General features: G+C 53.6%; 15 protein-coding genes. 9 read left to right on the forward strand and 6 right to left on the reverse strand.

Going from position 1 to position 15,602, the window contains the following annotated elements:
• Positions 1–19 precede the first annotated feature (19 nt).
• Complete coding sequence (locus AC1DUO_RS17880) at positions 20–2,074, reverse strand: choline transporter (protein ID WP_477988177.1); 2,055 nt, start codon at positions 2,072–2,074, stop codon at positions 20–22.
• Between the two features lie 236 nt (positions 2,075–2,310).
• Here AC1DUO_RS17880 and betI point away from each other — a divergent pair, with 236 nt between their 5' ends.
• The 4 genes from betI (at position 2,311) to AC1DUO_RS17900 (ending at position 6,682) form a co-directional block, all read left to right on the forward strand.
• A complete protein-coding gene (gene betI / locus AC1DUO_RS17885; protein ID WP_013574715.1) occupies positions 2,311–2,910 on the forward strand; it encodes a transcriptional regulator BetI in 600 nt (199 codons plus the stop codon).
• A gap of 44 nt (positions 2,911–2,954) precedes the next feature.
• Complete coding sequence (gene betB, locus AC1DUO_RS17890) at positions 2,955–4,424, forward strand: betaine-aldehyde dehydrogenase (protein WP_013574716.1); 1,470 nt, start codon at positions 2,955–2,957, stop codon at positions 4,422–4,424.
• Positions 4,425–4,447: 23 nt separating this feature from the next.
• Positions 4,448–6,133, forward strand: a complete 1,686-nt coding sequence (gene betA / locus AC1DUO_RS17895) for a choline dehydrogenase (protein WP_013574717.1) — start codon at positions 4,448–4,450, stop codon at positions 6,131–6,133.
• 90 nt (positions 6,134–6,223) lie between these two features.
• Positions 6,224–6,682, forward strand: coding sequence for a GNAT family N-acetyltransferase (locus tag AC1DUO_RS17900; protein WP_013574718.1), 459 nt, complete (start codon positions 6,224–6,226; stop codon positions 6,680–6,682).
• A gap of 187 nt (positions 6,683–6,869) precedes the next feature.
• Here AC1DUO_RS17900 and AC1DUO_RS17905 read toward each other — a convergent pair whose 3' ends face one another.
• Positions 6,870–7,802: a LysR family transcriptional regulator gene (locus AC1DUO_RS17905; protein WP_119261419.1), complete on the reverse strand. Its 933-nt coding sequence runs from the start codon at positions 7,800–7,802 to the stop codon at positions 6,870–6,872.
• A gap of 101 nt (positions 7,803–7,903) precedes the next feature.
• Here AC1DUO_RS17905 and AC1DUO_RS17910 point away from each other — a divergent pair, with 101 nt between their 5' ends.
• On the forward strand, positions 7,904–8,338 hold the full coding sequence (locus tag AC1DUO_RS17910) for a DMT family transporter (protein ID WP_013574720.1): 435 nt from the start codon (positions 7,904–7,906) through the stop codon (positions 8,336–8,338).
• A gap of 3 nt (positions 8,339–8,341) precedes the next feature.
• On the forward strand, positions 8,342–8,794 hold the full coding sequence (locus AC1DUO_RS17915) for a DMT family transporter (protein WP_455268831.1): 453 nt from the start codon (positions 8,342–8,344) through the stop codon (positions 8,792–8,794).
• 27 nt (positions 8,795–8,821) lie between these two features.
• Here AC1DUO_RS17915 and AC1DUO_RS17920 read toward each other — a convergent pair whose 3' ends face one another.
• Complete coding sequence (locus AC1DUO_RS17920) at positions 8,822–9,280, reverse strand: RES family NAD+ phosphorylase (protein ID WP_013574722.1); 459 nt, start codon at positions 9,278–9,280, stop codon at positions 8,822–8,824.
• Positions 9,277–9,639, reverse strand: coding sequence for a type II RES/Xre toxin-antitoxin system antitoxin (gene parS, locus AC1DUO_RS17925; protein WP_231576083.1), 363 nt, complete (start codon positions 9,637–9,639; stop codon positions 9,277–9,279). The genes AC1DUO_RS17920 and parS overlap by 4 nt, the downstream gene beginning before the upstream one ends.
• Before the next feature lie 449 nt (positions 9,640–10,088).
• On the opposite strand from parS, the gene AC1DUO_RS17930 reads away from it, so the two are divergent.
• Entirely contained in the window at positions 10,089–10,976 is an 888-nt protein-coding gene (locus AC1DUO_RS17930) for a nucleoside-specific channel-forming protein Tsx (protein WP_013574724.1), read from the forward strand.
• 186 nt (positions 10,977–11,162) lie between these two features.
• Positions 11,163–12,758 carry an ABC-F family ATPase gene (locus tag AC1DUO_RS17935; RefSeq protein ID WP_013574725.1) on the forward strand — a complete coding sequence of 532 codons (1,596 nt, stop codon included), beginning with the start codon at positions 11,163–11,165 and terminating at the stop codon, positions 12,756–12,758.
• 193 nt (positions 12,759–12,951) lie between these two features.
• Here the strand turns inward: AC1DUO_RS17935 and moeB are convergent, their stop codons facing one another.
• Together moeB and moeA are read right to left on the reverse strand one after the other, a co-directional pair.
• Complete coding sequence (gene moeB, locus AC1DUO_RS17940; protein WP_015689557.1) at positions 12,952–13,713, reverse strand: molybdopterin-synthase adenylyltransferase MoeB; 762 nt, start codon at positions 13,711–13,713, stop codon at positions 12,952–12,954.
• Between the two features lie 2 nt (positions 13,714–13,715).
• Entirely contained in the window at positions 13,716–14,957 is a 1,242-nt protein-coding gene (gene moeA, locus AC1DUO_RS17945; RefSeq protein WP_153375103.1) for a molybdopterin molybdotransferase MoeA, read from the reverse strand.
• A gap of 245 nt (positions 14,958–15,202) precedes the next feature.
• Here moeA and AC1DUO_RS17950 point away from each other — a divergent pair, with 245 nt between their 5' ends.
• Complete coding sequence (locus AC1DUO_RS17950; RefSeq protein WP_013574728.1) at positions 15,203–15,436, forward strand: DeoR family transcriptional regulator; 234 nt, start codon at positions 15,203–15,205, stop codon at positions 15,434–15,436.
• Positions 15,437–15,602 lie beyond the last annotated feature (166 nt).

The raw sequence follows: 15,602 nt of genomic DNA on the forward strand, positions 1-15,602 counted from the left end.
GGTTTTTTGTGGGCACGTATCAGACTGGCTGTTCGGGGAAGGTGAGGGTGTTGCCCGGCGCTTCACGGTTGATATGCAGGAAGTTCAGATGACGTTCGTACTGATCCAGAATGTCATTGATCACCTGATGTTTGGTGAAGTCCATCAGGTCATTACCCTGAGTCCCTTCAAGAAGGAAGGTTTCCAGACGGTAATAATGCGATTTACCGGCGCGTGCGCGATAGGTAAAGGCAGGAACCGCATAACGTACCGGCCAGATCTGATAGACAAAGTTTTGCTCTTCGCCCAACGCGACCTGCAATTCCAGCGGCCCGATTTTCTCGTCTTCCTGTGGCGCGTGCTCGTTAAAGGTCACTTTTGCCCCGCGTAGTTCCAGTTCCTGGGCCACTTCCTGCATCGCAGGGCGGCAAACAGTGTCCATCATTTTCTGAGTATGGCGTGTGCCCGGATAATTCATGACCCGCGACAGACGCTGTTTCCAGTTCAGCGCCGCGTCGCTGGTGGCAGGCAGCGGAGCCAGAGTCTGCTGGGTGCTGGCGCGGCGGTAATCTTCCAGACGCAGTGATTTATACAATCCGGCCATGATGAAGAAAATCACAAAGCTGAACGGCAGACCCATAATTACCGTGGTGTTTTGCAGTGCAGAAACGCCGTCGGTCATCAGCATACCCAGTGTCAGTACGCCGATGGTGACCGACCAGAAAATCCGCAGCCAGTTTGGCGCATCGTTATTGATGTCTGCCAGTTTTGAGGTGAAGTTACCCAACACCAGCGAGCCGGAATCCGCCGAGGTGACATAAAACAGCAGGCCGGTAATCGTCGCGACGGACGCGCTCAGCGTAAAGCCGGGATACTGTGCCAGCAGGCTGTAAACGCCGCGTTCAGGGTGTGAGATCACCTCGTTAGCGAAATCCAGATTGCCATGCAGGATCTGGTACAGCGCACTGTTACCGAAAATTGACAGCCACAGCAGGGTGAAGACGAACGGAATAATCAGGGTGCCGAACACGAACTGACGGATGGTACGACCGCGTGAAATACGCGCCAGGAACAGGCCAACAAACGGCGACCACGCTACCCACCACGCCCAGAAGAACAGGGTCCAGCTGTTCATCCATTCGGTCGGGCGGTCAAAGGCAAAGGTATTGAGTGTCATGCCCATAAAGCGATTGATGTAATCGCCAATATTGAGCACCAGCGCATTGAGCAGGAATTCGGTATTGCCGAAGAACAGCAGGAACAGAATCAGCCCCAGCGCCAGCAGCACGTTGAGTTCCGACAGAATACGGATACCTTTGTTAACGCCGGAGGTCACCGACACCGTCGCCATAATCACAGAAAGCAGGATCAGCGCGGCCTGAACGGTCAGGTTTTCCGGAATATGGAACAGCACTTTCAGGCCGTAGTTAAGCTGCACCACACCAATGCCGAGCGTGGTGGCGATACCAAAAATAGTCCCGACCACGGCAGCGATATCCACGCTATGACCGATCGGGCCGTTAATGCGCTTACCAAAAATCGGGTACAGCGCCGAACGGATGGTCAGCGGCAGGTTATAGCGGTAGCTGAAATAGCCCAGTGCAATGCCCATCAGCGCGTACATCGCCCAGCCKGTCAGGCCGTAGTGGAACAGCGTCCAGGTCATGGCCTGCCGCGCGGCTTCCAGCGTTTGCCCGTTGCCTTCCGGTGGCAACATGTATTGTGTCACCGGTTCGGCGACCGAGAAGAACATCAGGTCGATGCCGATCCCGGCAGCAAACAGCATTGCAGCCCAGCTCATCATGCTGAATTCGGGTTTGGATTGTTCAGGGCCCAGTTTGATCGAACCAAAACGTGAACAGGCTATGAACACTACAAACACGATGTACAGCGTAGCCGCCAGCATGTAATACCAGCCGAAGGTGGCGGACACCCAGTTAAGGGTCAGGCTGATCCATTTTCCTGATAAATCGGTGAAGAAAATGGTCATTAATGTGAAGGCTAAAATCAGCCCGGCGGAGGTGAAGAACACAACCTTGTTCAGCTGGTCGCGAGGTTTTTCGCTTTTTCTCTCTGTCGTATCGGCAATCACCATCTTTTCCCCTGTTATGTCAATTAATCGCTATTTTTCAATAAATTGGATTCATTTAAATCTCAAAATTCATACAAATTACTAACGTATTGGTAATAAAATATATGCATTTTTAATTGAACGTTCAATCAAAAAAAAGTTAAATAGGAGGAGTGAGAGCGTTTTAACAAGGCTGAGCGGGAGCGTAAAAAGGGTTTTTTAAGCGCATTGCAWCCCGCTCATTTTCAGGAGCCGGAACCATGCCCAAAGTAGGAATGCAGCCCATCAGACGGCAGCAATTAATTGAGGCAACGCTGGCTGCGGTGAACGAAGTCGGTATGCACGATGCTTCGATTTCGCAAATTGCCCGACGCGCTGGCGTCTCCAACGGCATCATCAGTCACTACTTTCGTGACAAGAACGGGCTGCTGGAAGCCACTATGCGTTATTTGCTCAGTCATCTGGGAGAAGGTGTGCAGTTGCGCTTATCACAGATGACGGATACCGCACCGACGGCGCGGCTGCATGCGATTGCAGAAGCCAATTTTGACGACAGTCAGACTAACAGCGCGGCGATGAAAACCTGGCTGGCCTTCTGGGCGAGCAGCATGCATCACCCGCAGTTGTACCGGCTGCAACAGGTTAACAGCCGCCGGCTCTATTCCAATTTATGTTCTGAATTCAGACGTTTTCTGCCTAAAAACGAGGCGCGTCTCGCAGCGCAAAGCACGGCGGCATTGATTGATGGCCTGTGGCTGCGCGGCGCACTCAGCGGTAAAGCGTTTAACCGCGACGAGGCGATGCAGATAACACATCGCCATATTGAATCGCAGTTCGCACCGCGCGTTGTCGGGCAGTAAACGGCGCAGAAAATTTTCAGACCGCACAGACCGAGGAGAGATGTATGTCCCGCTACGGCAAGCAAAAACTTTATATCAACGGGCGTTTTCAGGACAGCACCGGTGATGAAACCTTCGACGCCGTTAATCCGGCCAACGGCGAAGTGATTGCCACGGTGCAATCCGCCACACATGCAGATGTCGATCTGGCGGTGAAATCCGCGCAGAAAGGCCAGAAAGTCTGGGCCGCGATGACCGCCATGAGCCGCGCCCGTATTCTGCGCCGCGCGGTGGATATTCTGCGTGAGCGCAACGACGAACTGGCCGCCATTGAAACGGCAGACACCGGTAAACCGCTGTCTGAAACGCTGGCCGTGGATATCGTCACCGGCGCGGATGTGCTGGAGTACTACGCCGGGTTAATCCCGGCGATTGAAGGCCAGCAAATTCCGCTGCGTGATTCTTCTTTCGTTTATACCCGCCGCGAGCCGCTGGGTGTGGTCGCCGGTATCGGCGCGTGGAACTATCCGATTCAGATTGCCTTGTGGAAATCTGCTCCTGCGCTGGCGGCCGGTAATGCGATGGTGTTCAAACCGAGTGAAAACACGTCGCTGACTGCCCTGAAACTGGCAGAAATCTACACCCAAGCCGGTGTGCCGGACGGCGTTTTCAGCGTGGTGACGGGCGCGGCCAGCGTCGGCCAGGCGTTAACCGATCATCCGGATATCGCCAAAGTCTCCTTCACTGGCGGTATCAAAACTGGCAAGAAAGTTATGGCCAGCGCCTCGGCCTCGACGCTGAAAGAAGTCACTATGGAACTGGGCGGTAAATCGCCATTGATTATTTTTGATGATGCCGATCTTGATAAAGCCGCCGACATCGCGATGATGGCGAATTTCTACAGCGCCGGACAGGTGTGCACCAACGGCACCCGGGTGTTTATCCCCAAAGCATTGCATAAAGCGTTCGAAGCCAAAGTGCTGGAACGGGTGAAACGCATTCGCTCAGGCGATCCGACAGATGAAAATGTCAACTTCGGCCCGCTGGTCAGCTTCGCGCACATGGAATCCGTGCTGCGTTACATCGAAAGCGGCAAACGTGAAGGCGCGACCTTGCTGACCGGTGGCGAACGTATGACTTCCGGTGAATTCGCCAAAGGCGCTTACGTCGCCCCGACGGTATTTACCGACTGCCGTGATGACATGCTGATCGTCCGTGAAGAAATCTTCGGACCGGTGATGAGCATTCTGACTTATGAAAGCGAAGAAGAAGTGATCCGCCGCGCCAATGATACTGAATATGGTCTGGCCGCCGGACTGGTGACGCAGGATCTCAACCGCGCCCACCGCGTGATCCACAAACTCGAAGCCGGGATTTGCTGGATTAACACCTGGGGCGAATCTGCCGCAGAAATGCCGGTCGGCGGTTACAAACATTCCGGTGTCGGGCGCGAAAACGGCATCACCACACTTGAGCATTACACCCAAATCAAATCCGTGCAGGTCGAACTGGGCGAATTCAGCTCAGTATTTTGATCCGCTGCAACAGAGGAGATTCAATGGATTACGATTACATCATTATCGGGGCCGGTTCTGCCGGCAACGTACTCGCCACCCGTCTGACTGAAGACAGCAGTGTCAGTGTGTTACTGCTCGAAGCCGGTGGCCCGGATTATCGTCTGGATTTTCGCACGCAGATGCCTGCGGCGCTGGCATTTCCGTTACAGGGACGTCGTTACAACTGGGCGTACGAAACCGACCCGGAGCCGCATATGAATAACCGCCGCATGGAGTGCGGGCGCGGTAAAGGGCTGGGAGGCTCGTCGCTGATTAACGGCATGTGTTACATCCGCGGTAACGCGATGGATTTCGATAACTGGGCGAAAGCACCGGGTCTGGAAGACTGGAGTTATCTGGACTGCCTGCCTTATTTCCGTAAAGCAGAAACCCGCGACATCGGCCCGAATGACTTCCACGGCGGCGAAGGGCCGGTGAGCGTGGCGACGCCTAAAAACGGTAATAATCCGCTGTTCGGCGCGATGATTGAAGCCGGTGTGCAGGCGGGGTATTCGCGCACGGATGACCTGAATGGGTTTAAACAGGAAGGTTTTGGCCCGATGGACAGAACCGTGACGCCGAAGGGGCGTCGTGCGAGCACTGCCCGCGGGTATCTGGATCAGGCCAAACCGCGCGCCAATCTGACCATTGTGACGCATGCCCTGACCGACAGGATCCTGTTCGATGGCAAGCGCGCGGTGGGTGTCAGCTATTTCCACGGTGATGAATACAACGCCAAAACGGCGAAGGCGAAACGCGAAGTGTTGCTGTGCAGCGGCGCGATTGCCTCTCCGCAAATTCTGCAACGTTCCGGTGTCGGTGCGGCTGAACTGCTGAACCGTCTGGATATCCCGCTGGTGCATGACTTGCCGGGCGTCGGGGAGAACCTGCAGGATCATCTGGAAATGTACCTGCAATACAGTTGTACGCAGCCGGTCTCGTTGTATCCGGCATTGCAGATGCACAACCAGCCAGCGATTGGTGCCGAGTGGCTGTTTAAAGGCACCGGCGTGGGTGCCAGCAATCAGTTTGAAGCGGGCGGTTTTATCCGCAGCCGTGAAGAATTTGCCTGGCCGAATATTCAGTATCACTTCCTGCCGGTGGCGATTAATTACAACGGCAGTAATGCGGTAAAAGAGCACGGTTTCCAGGCGCATGTCGGTTCAATGCGTTCACCCAGCCGTGGCCGCGTTCAGGTGAAATCGAAAGATCCGCGCCAGCATCCGAGCATTCTGTTTAATTACATGGCGACGGAGCAGGACTGGCAGGAGTTCCGTGACGCCATCCGCATCACGCGTGAAATCATGAATCAGCCAGCGCTGGATCCTTACCGTGGTCGTGAAATCAGCCCGGGTGAAAACGTACAGACTGACGAAGAGCTGGATGCGTTTATCCGTGAACATGCGGAAACGGCTTTCCATCCGTCATGCACCTGTAAAATGGGCACGGATGAGATGGCGGTGGTAGACGGAGAAGGGCGGGTTCACGGTATGGAAGGGCTGCGCGTGGTTGATGCCTCCATCATGCCGCAGATCATTACCGGTAACCTGAATGCGACAACTATTATGATCGCCGAAAAAATTGCCGATAAAATCCGTGGCCGCCAGCCATTACCGCGCAGTACGGCGGCGTATTACACCGCGGGCGACGCACCGGTTCGCACGCAGCCGCTGAAGAAATCTGCCTGATAAATTGGCTGTAAAATCTGTGTTAAAAAGAGATATTCTCAGGAATATCTCTTTTTTTTGGCTTTCAGAAAACAGGCAGGGCATTCACTCATGACGGAATCATCATCGCTTCACTGGCAGGATTATCATCACAGTGAACTGAACGCGGCGCAGCTTTACGCCATTCTTGCACTGCGAAGTGAAGTATTTGTGGTGGAACAAACCTGTGTTTATCAGGATATCGACGGACAGGATCTGACCGGCGAAAACCGTCATATCGTCGCCTGGCTGGATGGCAAGATTGCTGCCTACGCGCGTATTCTGCGTTTTGAAGATGACGTGGCAATCGGACGGGTGATTGTCGCGCCCTCTGCACGCGGCCTGAAACTGGGTTATCAGCTGATGGAACAGGCACTGGCTGCCTGCCAGAAACACTGGCCGGGTGCGCGCGTCGCGATTTCCGCACAGGCGCATTTGCAGGGATTCTATGGCAGGCTGGGGTTTGTGGCGTATACCGAAATTTATGACGAAGATGGGATACCGCATGTGGGGATGGAGTTGAATTCCTGATATTGGGCGAAGCGCAAGCTTCAGCATTGTTTTTGTCATTAATACCCCACCCCCAACCCTCCCCTTCGCAGGGGAGGGAGCCGATCGAGCCCTTTGCATGCGATATCGCCGATCGGGTTTTACTCCTCCCCCTGCGAAGGGGGAGGCGGGGAGGGGGTATTAATGGCAACTCAGAAGACGGATATGTTTACCTTTCCCAGTACGGCGGACTGCCAAATTTCTCCAGCAGAAAATCAATCACAGCCCTGACTTTGATCGACGGGCGGCGGCTGTTCGGATACAGCGCGCTGATGGTTTGCGGCTCCGGTGACGTCGATACCTGATAATTTTCCAGTACGCTGACCAGCCGACCGTCGCGCAGGGCATCGCCAATCAGCCAGGTGGGGAACACCACCAGCCCCATGCCGTCGATCCCGGCCTGCGTCAGGGTTTCCGCATTATTGCTGGTCAGTAATCCCCGCAGGGTCATCGAATGCCATTCCTGTTCCGGCTGACGAAAGTACCAGCGTTGCGGACCGGCAAATCCTTTGAACACCAGGCAACTGTGACTGGCTAAATCCTCCGGTGTTTCCGGCTTTCCTGCGCGGGCCAGATAAGCAGGGCTGGCGGCAAGGCGAAAATTCTGATGGCCGAGCGTGCGCGCCTGCAGGGTGGAGTCCGCCATCACGCCAATACGGATGAGCAAGTCAACGCTGTCCTGCAACGGGTCGATAAAATCGTCGGTCTGCATCAGCTCGATATTCAGGCGCGGATAACGTGTACTCAGCTCATGCAACCACGGCGCAAGATGGCGCTGACCAAAAACTACCGGCGCATTGATGCGCACCAGTCCGCCGGGTTCGCTGTCCTGCTCCTGCAAATCCAGCGTGGCGAGATCCAGCTGTGTCAGCACCTGTCGCGCATGACCGGCGAGCAGTTTGCCGGATTCTGTCGGGCTGACGGCGCGTGTGTTGCGATACAGCAGTTGCGTCTGTAATGCCTGTTCAAGCTGGGAAATCACCCGCGATACGGTTGACGGCGACATCGCCTCACGCCGCGCCACCTCAGAGAAACTGCCCTGATCCAGTACCGCGACATACAGCCGTAATGCCTGAATATTGATCTGATTAAAACCTTTCATCTGTGCGTATCCCGCAAAGGTATTTTCCTGATTGTGCTGTTTTTCGCATAGTTCTGTCACGTTATAGTCGCCGCTTCGAAAAAACAGAAAGCAGGGCAATGATGAATCTGATGTTAATTCCGCTGGTCGTCCTGGCGGGGATGGGGCTTTCACTGGAGGCCGGGCTGATTGGTCCGCTGGGAACGGAGGTTGGCCATCTGTGGGCCACGCTGAGTATTTTTGGTGTGGGTGCGGTGCTCACCGGCCTGCTGGTGCTGTTTTTCAGCCCGCGTAATGCGCCGTCATTCAATGAACAACCGGGCTGGACATTGCTGGGTGGCGTGCTCGGCCCGGTTTATGTCGTGGTGCTGACGCTCGCGACGCCGGTCATTGGTATCGGCATGACCATGATTGCGATTTTGTCAGGGCAGGTGGCGAAAAGCGTGCTGATCGACCATTACGGCTGGTTTGGTACACCGCACAAAAAAGTCGGCGGCGAACGCCTGCTGGCGCTGCTGTTTATCGTTGCTGCACTTGTTTTGATTGCCTGGGACTGAACCATGACTGAACTGATTATGATAATACTGGCCATTGTGGCCGGTGCCGCGCTGAGTATGCAGGCGGCGGTGAACGGGCAGTTAGGCGGGAAAGTGGGCGTACTGAAAAGCGCATTCCTGACGTTCAGCGTCGGGGCTGCCATTACCGCAGTGCTGGTGCTGTTTTTGCAAACACCACAGCCGCAAACCTTGCTCACCGTACCGAAGTGGCAACTCGCGGGCGCATTATTTGGCGTGCCTTACATCATTGTGATGGTGACAGCGGTACCCCGTGTCGGAACGGCGGTGGCAACGGTCGCGGTAATCCTCGGACAACTGGCAATGGGTATGCTGATTGATAATTTCGGCTGGCTGGATAATCCGCAGATCGCGCTGTCATGGCACCGGATTGCGGCTATTCCCTGCCTGATCATCGCACTGGCACTCATTTATCGCAGCAACCGGAAAGCAGAGTGATTTCCTGACAGAGAGCAGACCCGCGCTTTATTGCAGGCGCGGGTCAAACATCATGGGCTCGCGTTCTACTGAACTCAGTAAATCGGCAAAAGCCGGGTGTAGCGGATTAAGTAATACGTTGTATTCCGACGGCACAATCACTGACGGCACTTTCAGCCCGACATATTCACCTTCTGCAAGCCAGACGTCACCCTGACGTTGTGTGCTGTCAGGCACCGATGCGCTTCGCCAGTCGGCGGCAAGCTCTGAAACTTCCAGCGTATCCAGCAGTTCCTCTGGCACCTCAATACTCAGCAAGGTATAGGAACGCATCAACATGCTGTTTTGCAAATGCACCAGAATTTCCAGGATAGCCAGTGAGATGCTGGTGGTGACATAGACGACCGGCCTGCCTGGCGGATTCCAGCGACCGCCATAAAGTTGCGCGCCGGCTCCCGACCAGGCTGTCGCCAGATGGCGGGTCTGCACGATACGAAACAGCTTCAACTGAAAACACCGTGCTGGAGACGACCAATCAGGCGGCTGACTTCCACAGCACCCGCTTCAGAAGACAGCAGTTCCAGCGGACGTGAACCATCCAGTGCCGGAGCAGGGCGGGTGAACCATTCGAGCGCCGAAACACGATCCCCTTCGAACAAATCAGTTGCGGCATCCACGATGCGAACCAGTCGCGCCACACGTTCACTCTCTTCACTTTTTAGCAATCCGTTCCCGGCTTTACGCCGGGCATAGTTGCGTTCGTTAATGCCCATGATTTCCAGTAACACCATTTTTGGCCATCCCAGCTCAGTATTAAGACGGCTGATACTATCAACCGGAAATCCCTTTTGTATGGCATTTATCAAACTGATTCCGCTGCTTGCGGGAAGGCCCGCAGATTGCCAAAGCGGCGTTGCAGAATCTTGCACAGAGCTGGAAGACAGCCCGGTAATTTTTGAATTCATGATGTGTGCCTCCGCACCGTTATTTGTCATGATTATAGCATGACAAATAACGAATGGTCATTTTATCAACGATAACTTTTTGCATCAGTCCGTACTGAATAAAAGCGCACGGAAAGATAAATGTGATGAATGTCACATTGGGGATGTATCGGAATGAAACAGAAATTGACAAACCTTGACCAAATCTATTTATTAGCTAAGAAAAGTCGACTCTTGTAGGAAGTAACTGGTAATTGCAGGTTTTTTGCACTATGTGCAGCAATCGGTTGCGGATCACAGTTTTAGGGTTTGTTTTATGCAACGTCTGAAAGTGGCAAGGCGTTGTTCCACCCCCCGCTTCTGGTAAAAATATGAAAAATAAAATTATTGCAGCAGGCGCTTTGATGGCTTTGTCCTACAGCGCGACCGTGCTCGCTGATGATAGCAAGGGCGAATTTGTTTCTGACTGGTGGCACCAAAGTGTCAACGTTGTAGGTAGCGCCGATACCCGTTTCGGGCCTACGCTGCGTAACGATGTTTACCTTGAATATGAAGCGTTTGCGCACAAAGACTGGTTTGATTTCTACGGTTATATCGATATTCCTAAAACCTTCGGCGCCGGTAACGGTAATGACACCGGTATCTGGGATAAAAACGGTTCTCCGCTGTTTATGGAAATCGAACCGCGTTTCTCTATTGATAAGCTGACCGGTACTGATCTGAGCTTCGGTCCGTTCAAAGAATGGTACTTCGCGAACAACTATATCTACGACATGGGCCCGGACAGCGATAACCGTCAGAATACCTGGTACATGGGGCTGGGCACCGACATCGACACCGGTCTGCCGATGAGCCTGTCTCTGAACGTGTATGCGAAATACCAGTGGGAAAACTACGGCGCAGCGAATGAAAACAGCTGGGACGGTTACCGTTTCAAAGTGAAATATTTCGTTCCTCTGACGCAACTGTGGGGTGGCAACCTGAGCTATATCGGGTTCACCAACTTCGACTGGGGCTCCTCACTGGGTGATGACGATTTCCGTGATCTGAACGGCAACAAAGCGCGTTCTAACAACTCTATCGCCTCCAGCCATATCCTGTCGCTGAACTACACACACTGGCATTACTCGTTCGTGGCGCGTTACTTCCACAACGGCGGCCAGTGGGCTGACGGCGCTGAACTGAACTTCGGTAACGGTAACTTCGATGTGAAGTCCACCGGCTGGGGTTACTACGGCGTGATTGGCTACAACTTCTGATTTCAGCGGTTGTACGACAAACCCGGCTCCGGCCGGGTTTTTTGTTTTTATTGCTTTCTGAAAAGTCGCACATTAAGCATTTTTTTTAGCTGTTGAGTGAAAAATGACCACAACTACAGGCGATCCTGACGCGCTGTTGTGGCATAATGCGCGCCAAATCACATTTCCCAATTAAGAGCGAGCGTTGTGCTAAGTACTTACAACATCACCATGCAATTCGGCAGCAAGCCGTTATTTGAAAATATTAACGTGAAATTTGGCGGCGGTAACCGTTACGGCCTGATTGGCGCGAACGGTTGTGGCAAGTCCACTTTCATGAAGATCCTCGGTGGCGACTTAGTGCCTTCTGGCGGTAACGTTGTGCTGGACCCGAATGAGCGTCTGGGTAAATTACGCCAGGATCAGTTCGCCTTCGAACAGTTCAGCGTGCTGGACACCGTTATCATGGGCCACACCGAATTGTGGGAAGTGAAGGAAGAGCGCGACCGTATTTACGCGATGGCGGAAATGAGCGAAGAAGACGGCTACAAAGTGGCTGATCTGGAAGTCGCTTACGGCGAAATGGACGGCTACAGCGCAGAATCCCGTGCGGGTGAATTGCTGCTGGGCGTGGGGATCCCTGTCGAGCAACATTATGGCCCGATGAGCGAAATCGCCCCGGGCTTTAAACTGCGTGTTTTGCTGGCGCAGGCGCTGTTCTCCGACCCGGAAATCCTGCTGCTCGACGAACCGACGAACAACCTGGACATCGATACTATTCGCTGGCTGGAGCAGGTGCTGAACGAACGTAACAGCACCATGATCATCATTTCCCATGACCGTCACTTCCTGAACATGGTGTGTACGCACATGGCGGATCTCGACTATGGCGAACTGCGTGTTTATCCGGGCAACTACGATGAATACATGACGGCGGCGACGCAGGCTCGTGAACTTCTCAGCGCCAATAACGCCAAGAAGAAAGCACAGATTGCTGAACTGCAATCGTTCGTCAGCCGCTTCAGCGCGAACGCCTCCAAATCTAAACAGGCGACTTCCCGTGCCCGTCAGATTGATAAAATTCAGCTTGATGAAATCAAAGCATCCAGCCGTCAGAACCCTTACATGCGCTTCGAGCAGGACAAGAAATTGTTCCGTAATGCGCTGGAAGTGGAAAAAATCACCAAAGGTTTCGACAACGGTCCGCTGTTTAAAAATCTCGGCCTGATGCTTGAAGTGGGCGAGAAAGTCGCGATTCTGGGTGCCAACGGTATCGGTAAATCAACGCTGCTGAAAACGCTGGTCGGTGAGCATGAACCGGAAAGCGGTTCAGTAAAATGGTCTGAAAACGCCAAGATCGGTTATTACGCGCAGGATCACGAATATGAATTCGATGACACCCTGAACGTGTTTGACTGGATGAGCCAGTGGAAATCCGAGAAAGACGACGAGCAGGCCGTACGCGGTGTGTTAGGCCGTCTGCTGTTCGGTCAGGACGATATCAAGAAGAAAGTGAAAGTACTTTCCGGTGGTGAAAAAGGTCGTATGTTATTCGGGAAACTGATGATGCAACGTCCGAACATCCTGATTATGGATGAACCAACCAACCACCTTGATATGGAATCCATCGAGTCACTGAACATGGCGCTGGAAATGTATGAAGGTACGCTGATCTTCGTTTCCCACGACCGTGAGTTTGTCAGCTCGCTGGCAACCCGTATTCTGGAAATGACGCCGACCCGCGTGATTGATTTCTCGGGTAATTACGAAGATTATCTGCGTAGCCAGGGCATCAATAGTTAATTCGCTGCATCCTTCACGTTGTCTCGGCGTTGGCTGCCTTTACTCACCCCGGTCACTTACCGATGTAAGCTCCCGGGGATTCGTGCAGTTGCCGCCTTGATACAACGCGAATGATTTTGCGAATTGTTTTGGGTGTCATAAAAAATAGAAAACCGCCGATAAAGGCGGTTTTTTTGTGTCTGAATTTACTGATTCAACAATCCCCACACACTTCACAATGCGGGTCTTTCATCAGTTTCATTTCGCGGAACTGCAACGTCATGGCGTCGAACATCAGCAGTTTTCCGCGCGGGGTTTCACCAAATTTTGTCAGCAGTTTGATGGTTTCCATCGCCTGCAAACTGCCGATGGTGCCGACTAAAGGTGCCATCACACCGGCTTCCACACAGGTCAGGGCGTTTTCACCGAATAACCGGCTCAGGCAGCGGTAGCAGGGTTCCTGCGGCTGATAAGTGAACACGCTGAGCTGGCCTTCCATGCGGATGGCGGCCCCGGAAACCAGCGGTTTTTTCTGCGCGTAACATTCACCGTTCAGCTGATTGCGCGTGGTGACGTTGTCGGTGCAATCGACCACCACGTCGCAGGCGGCGATCAGGTCACGCAGCATGTCGTCGCTGGCCTGTGTATTAATCTGATGAATGACGATGTGCGGATTGATTGCCGCCAGCGCCATTGCGGCGGATTCCACTTTCGACATGCCGATCCGGGCGTCAGTATGCAGCGTCTGGCGTTGCAGGTTTGACAGCGAGACCGTGTCGAAATCCAGTAGCGTTAACGTACCGGTGCCTGCCGCCGCCAGATATTGCGCAGCGGCACAGCCTAAACCGCCCAGTCCGACAATCAGCGCATGACGGGCTTTCAGTTGTTCCTGGCCGTCAAAATCAAACCCTTTCAGAACGATCTGGCGGTTATAACGCAGGGTTTCAGCGTCCGTCAGTTCCGGCAGTTGAGGCATATTCAGCTCCGCAGCAGGGCGTTAAACGGTTCGATTTCAACGATTTCGCCTGCGGCCACGTTACCGCGCCCGCGTTCAAGCACGATAAAACAGTTGGCCTGGCTGAATGAGCTGAATACGTGCGAACCCTGATGGCCGGTGGTGCGCACTTCCAGTTGTCCTTCGGCGCTGGTGCCGAAAATACCGCGCTGGAAATCGAGACGTCCGGGGGATTTTTTCAATGGTGTCACCGCTTTTGCCTTCAGGCGGGGCGGGAATTGCCAGGCCGTATGGCCGGACAACTGTGCAATAAATGGCTGAACCAGCTGATAAAACGTCAGTGCTGCCGACACCGGATTCCCCGGCAAACCGCAGAACCAGCTGCTTTCCAGTTTACCGAAAGCAAAAGGTTTGCCCGGTTTCATGGCAAGTTTCCAGAAACCAATTTCACCCAGTTCATCCAGGATCTGCTTCGTGTAATCGGCTTCACCCACCGATACGCCACCGCTGGAAATCACCAGATCGGCAAACGCATTGGCTTCTTCGAAGGCTTTACGCAGCGCCAGGGGATTATCGCGAATAATGCCTAAATCCAGGACGGTACAGCCCAGTTGTTCCAGCATCAGGCGCACAGCGAAACGGTTGGTATCGTAAATCTGCCCCTCCTGCAAAGGCGTTCCCACCGGTTGCAGTTCATCGCCGGTGGAGAATACGGCGACTTTCAGCGGTTTCCAGACCTTGACGTGGGTGACGCCCAGTGAGGCCAGCAGCGGTAATTCTGCCGCACCGAGCCGTACACCGGCAGGCAGCACGCTGTCGCCCTGTTTAATGTCGTCTCCGGTCAGGCGGATATTCTGGCCTTTTTGCGCTGTTGCAGTGAAACGTACTCCTGCATCTGAAACTTCAGCCTGTTCCTGCATGATTACTGCATCGGCACCGGCGGGAACTGGCGCACCGGTCATGATGCGGATACAGGTTCCGGCAGGCCATTCGCCATGAAAAGGCGCACCGGCAAAGGCTTTGCCCGCGACCGGGAACACCGCGCCGTCGTGCAAGTCTGTGCAACGTACGGCATAGCCATCCATTGCGGAGTTATCAAAAGGTGGCACAAAAACCGGTGAAAGCACCGGTGCGGCGGTTATGCGGCCTGCGGCGCCAGCAAGTGGCAGGGATTCGGCCTCCTGACTTGTTTTAGGCGGTACACAGTCGTGCATTTTATCCAGCGCTTCGTCAAGTGAGATCAGACCGGCAGTATTGAATTCCATAAAAAATCCTTAGTCATTCGTCCCGGCGTAGCAGGTATTTTCAGCGGTGCCGGGCAGGGAAATGGAGCATGCGCATAGTATGACAGAGAAACGCAGCGAACCAAAAAGCGCCGAAGGCGTAAAAATTCTGCGCGGATTCCTGAAAAATTGAGATCGATCCCAAAATTAACAATGTAACGCAGGTATTATAGTTACCGTTATTTGTGACCTTCGTCACATAACTGTCATATAAACAGGAATAACCGGTGCTTAAAAAAAATCGCCATCAGGCCATCCTTCAGTTGGTTGAACAACATGAAGTGCTACAGGTAAGCGAACTGGCACAATCGCTGGATGTAAGTCTCGAAACGATCAGACGCGATCTGAGTGAAATGCAGGACAAAGGATTGATTTTGCGCCGCCACGGACGTGCGCGTCGTCTGGCCGCTCAGCCTGAAACATCCTGGCTAAACAGTTTGCAGCGTTGCCCGCAGCTTTAAACGCAGCAACGAAATAAGAAAAGGGAAGGCTTTGATGCCTTCCCTTTTTTATGCGTGTGATTCAGAGACCTGAATTAAAAACGCCCCTGGATCCCAATATGGCCGACGTAGCCTTCCATATCGCCGTCAAACCCTTTGACGTATTTCACATCAGCATACACCGAGG

It is taken from the genome of Rahnella sp. P4_A8 (assembly GCF_056402435.1).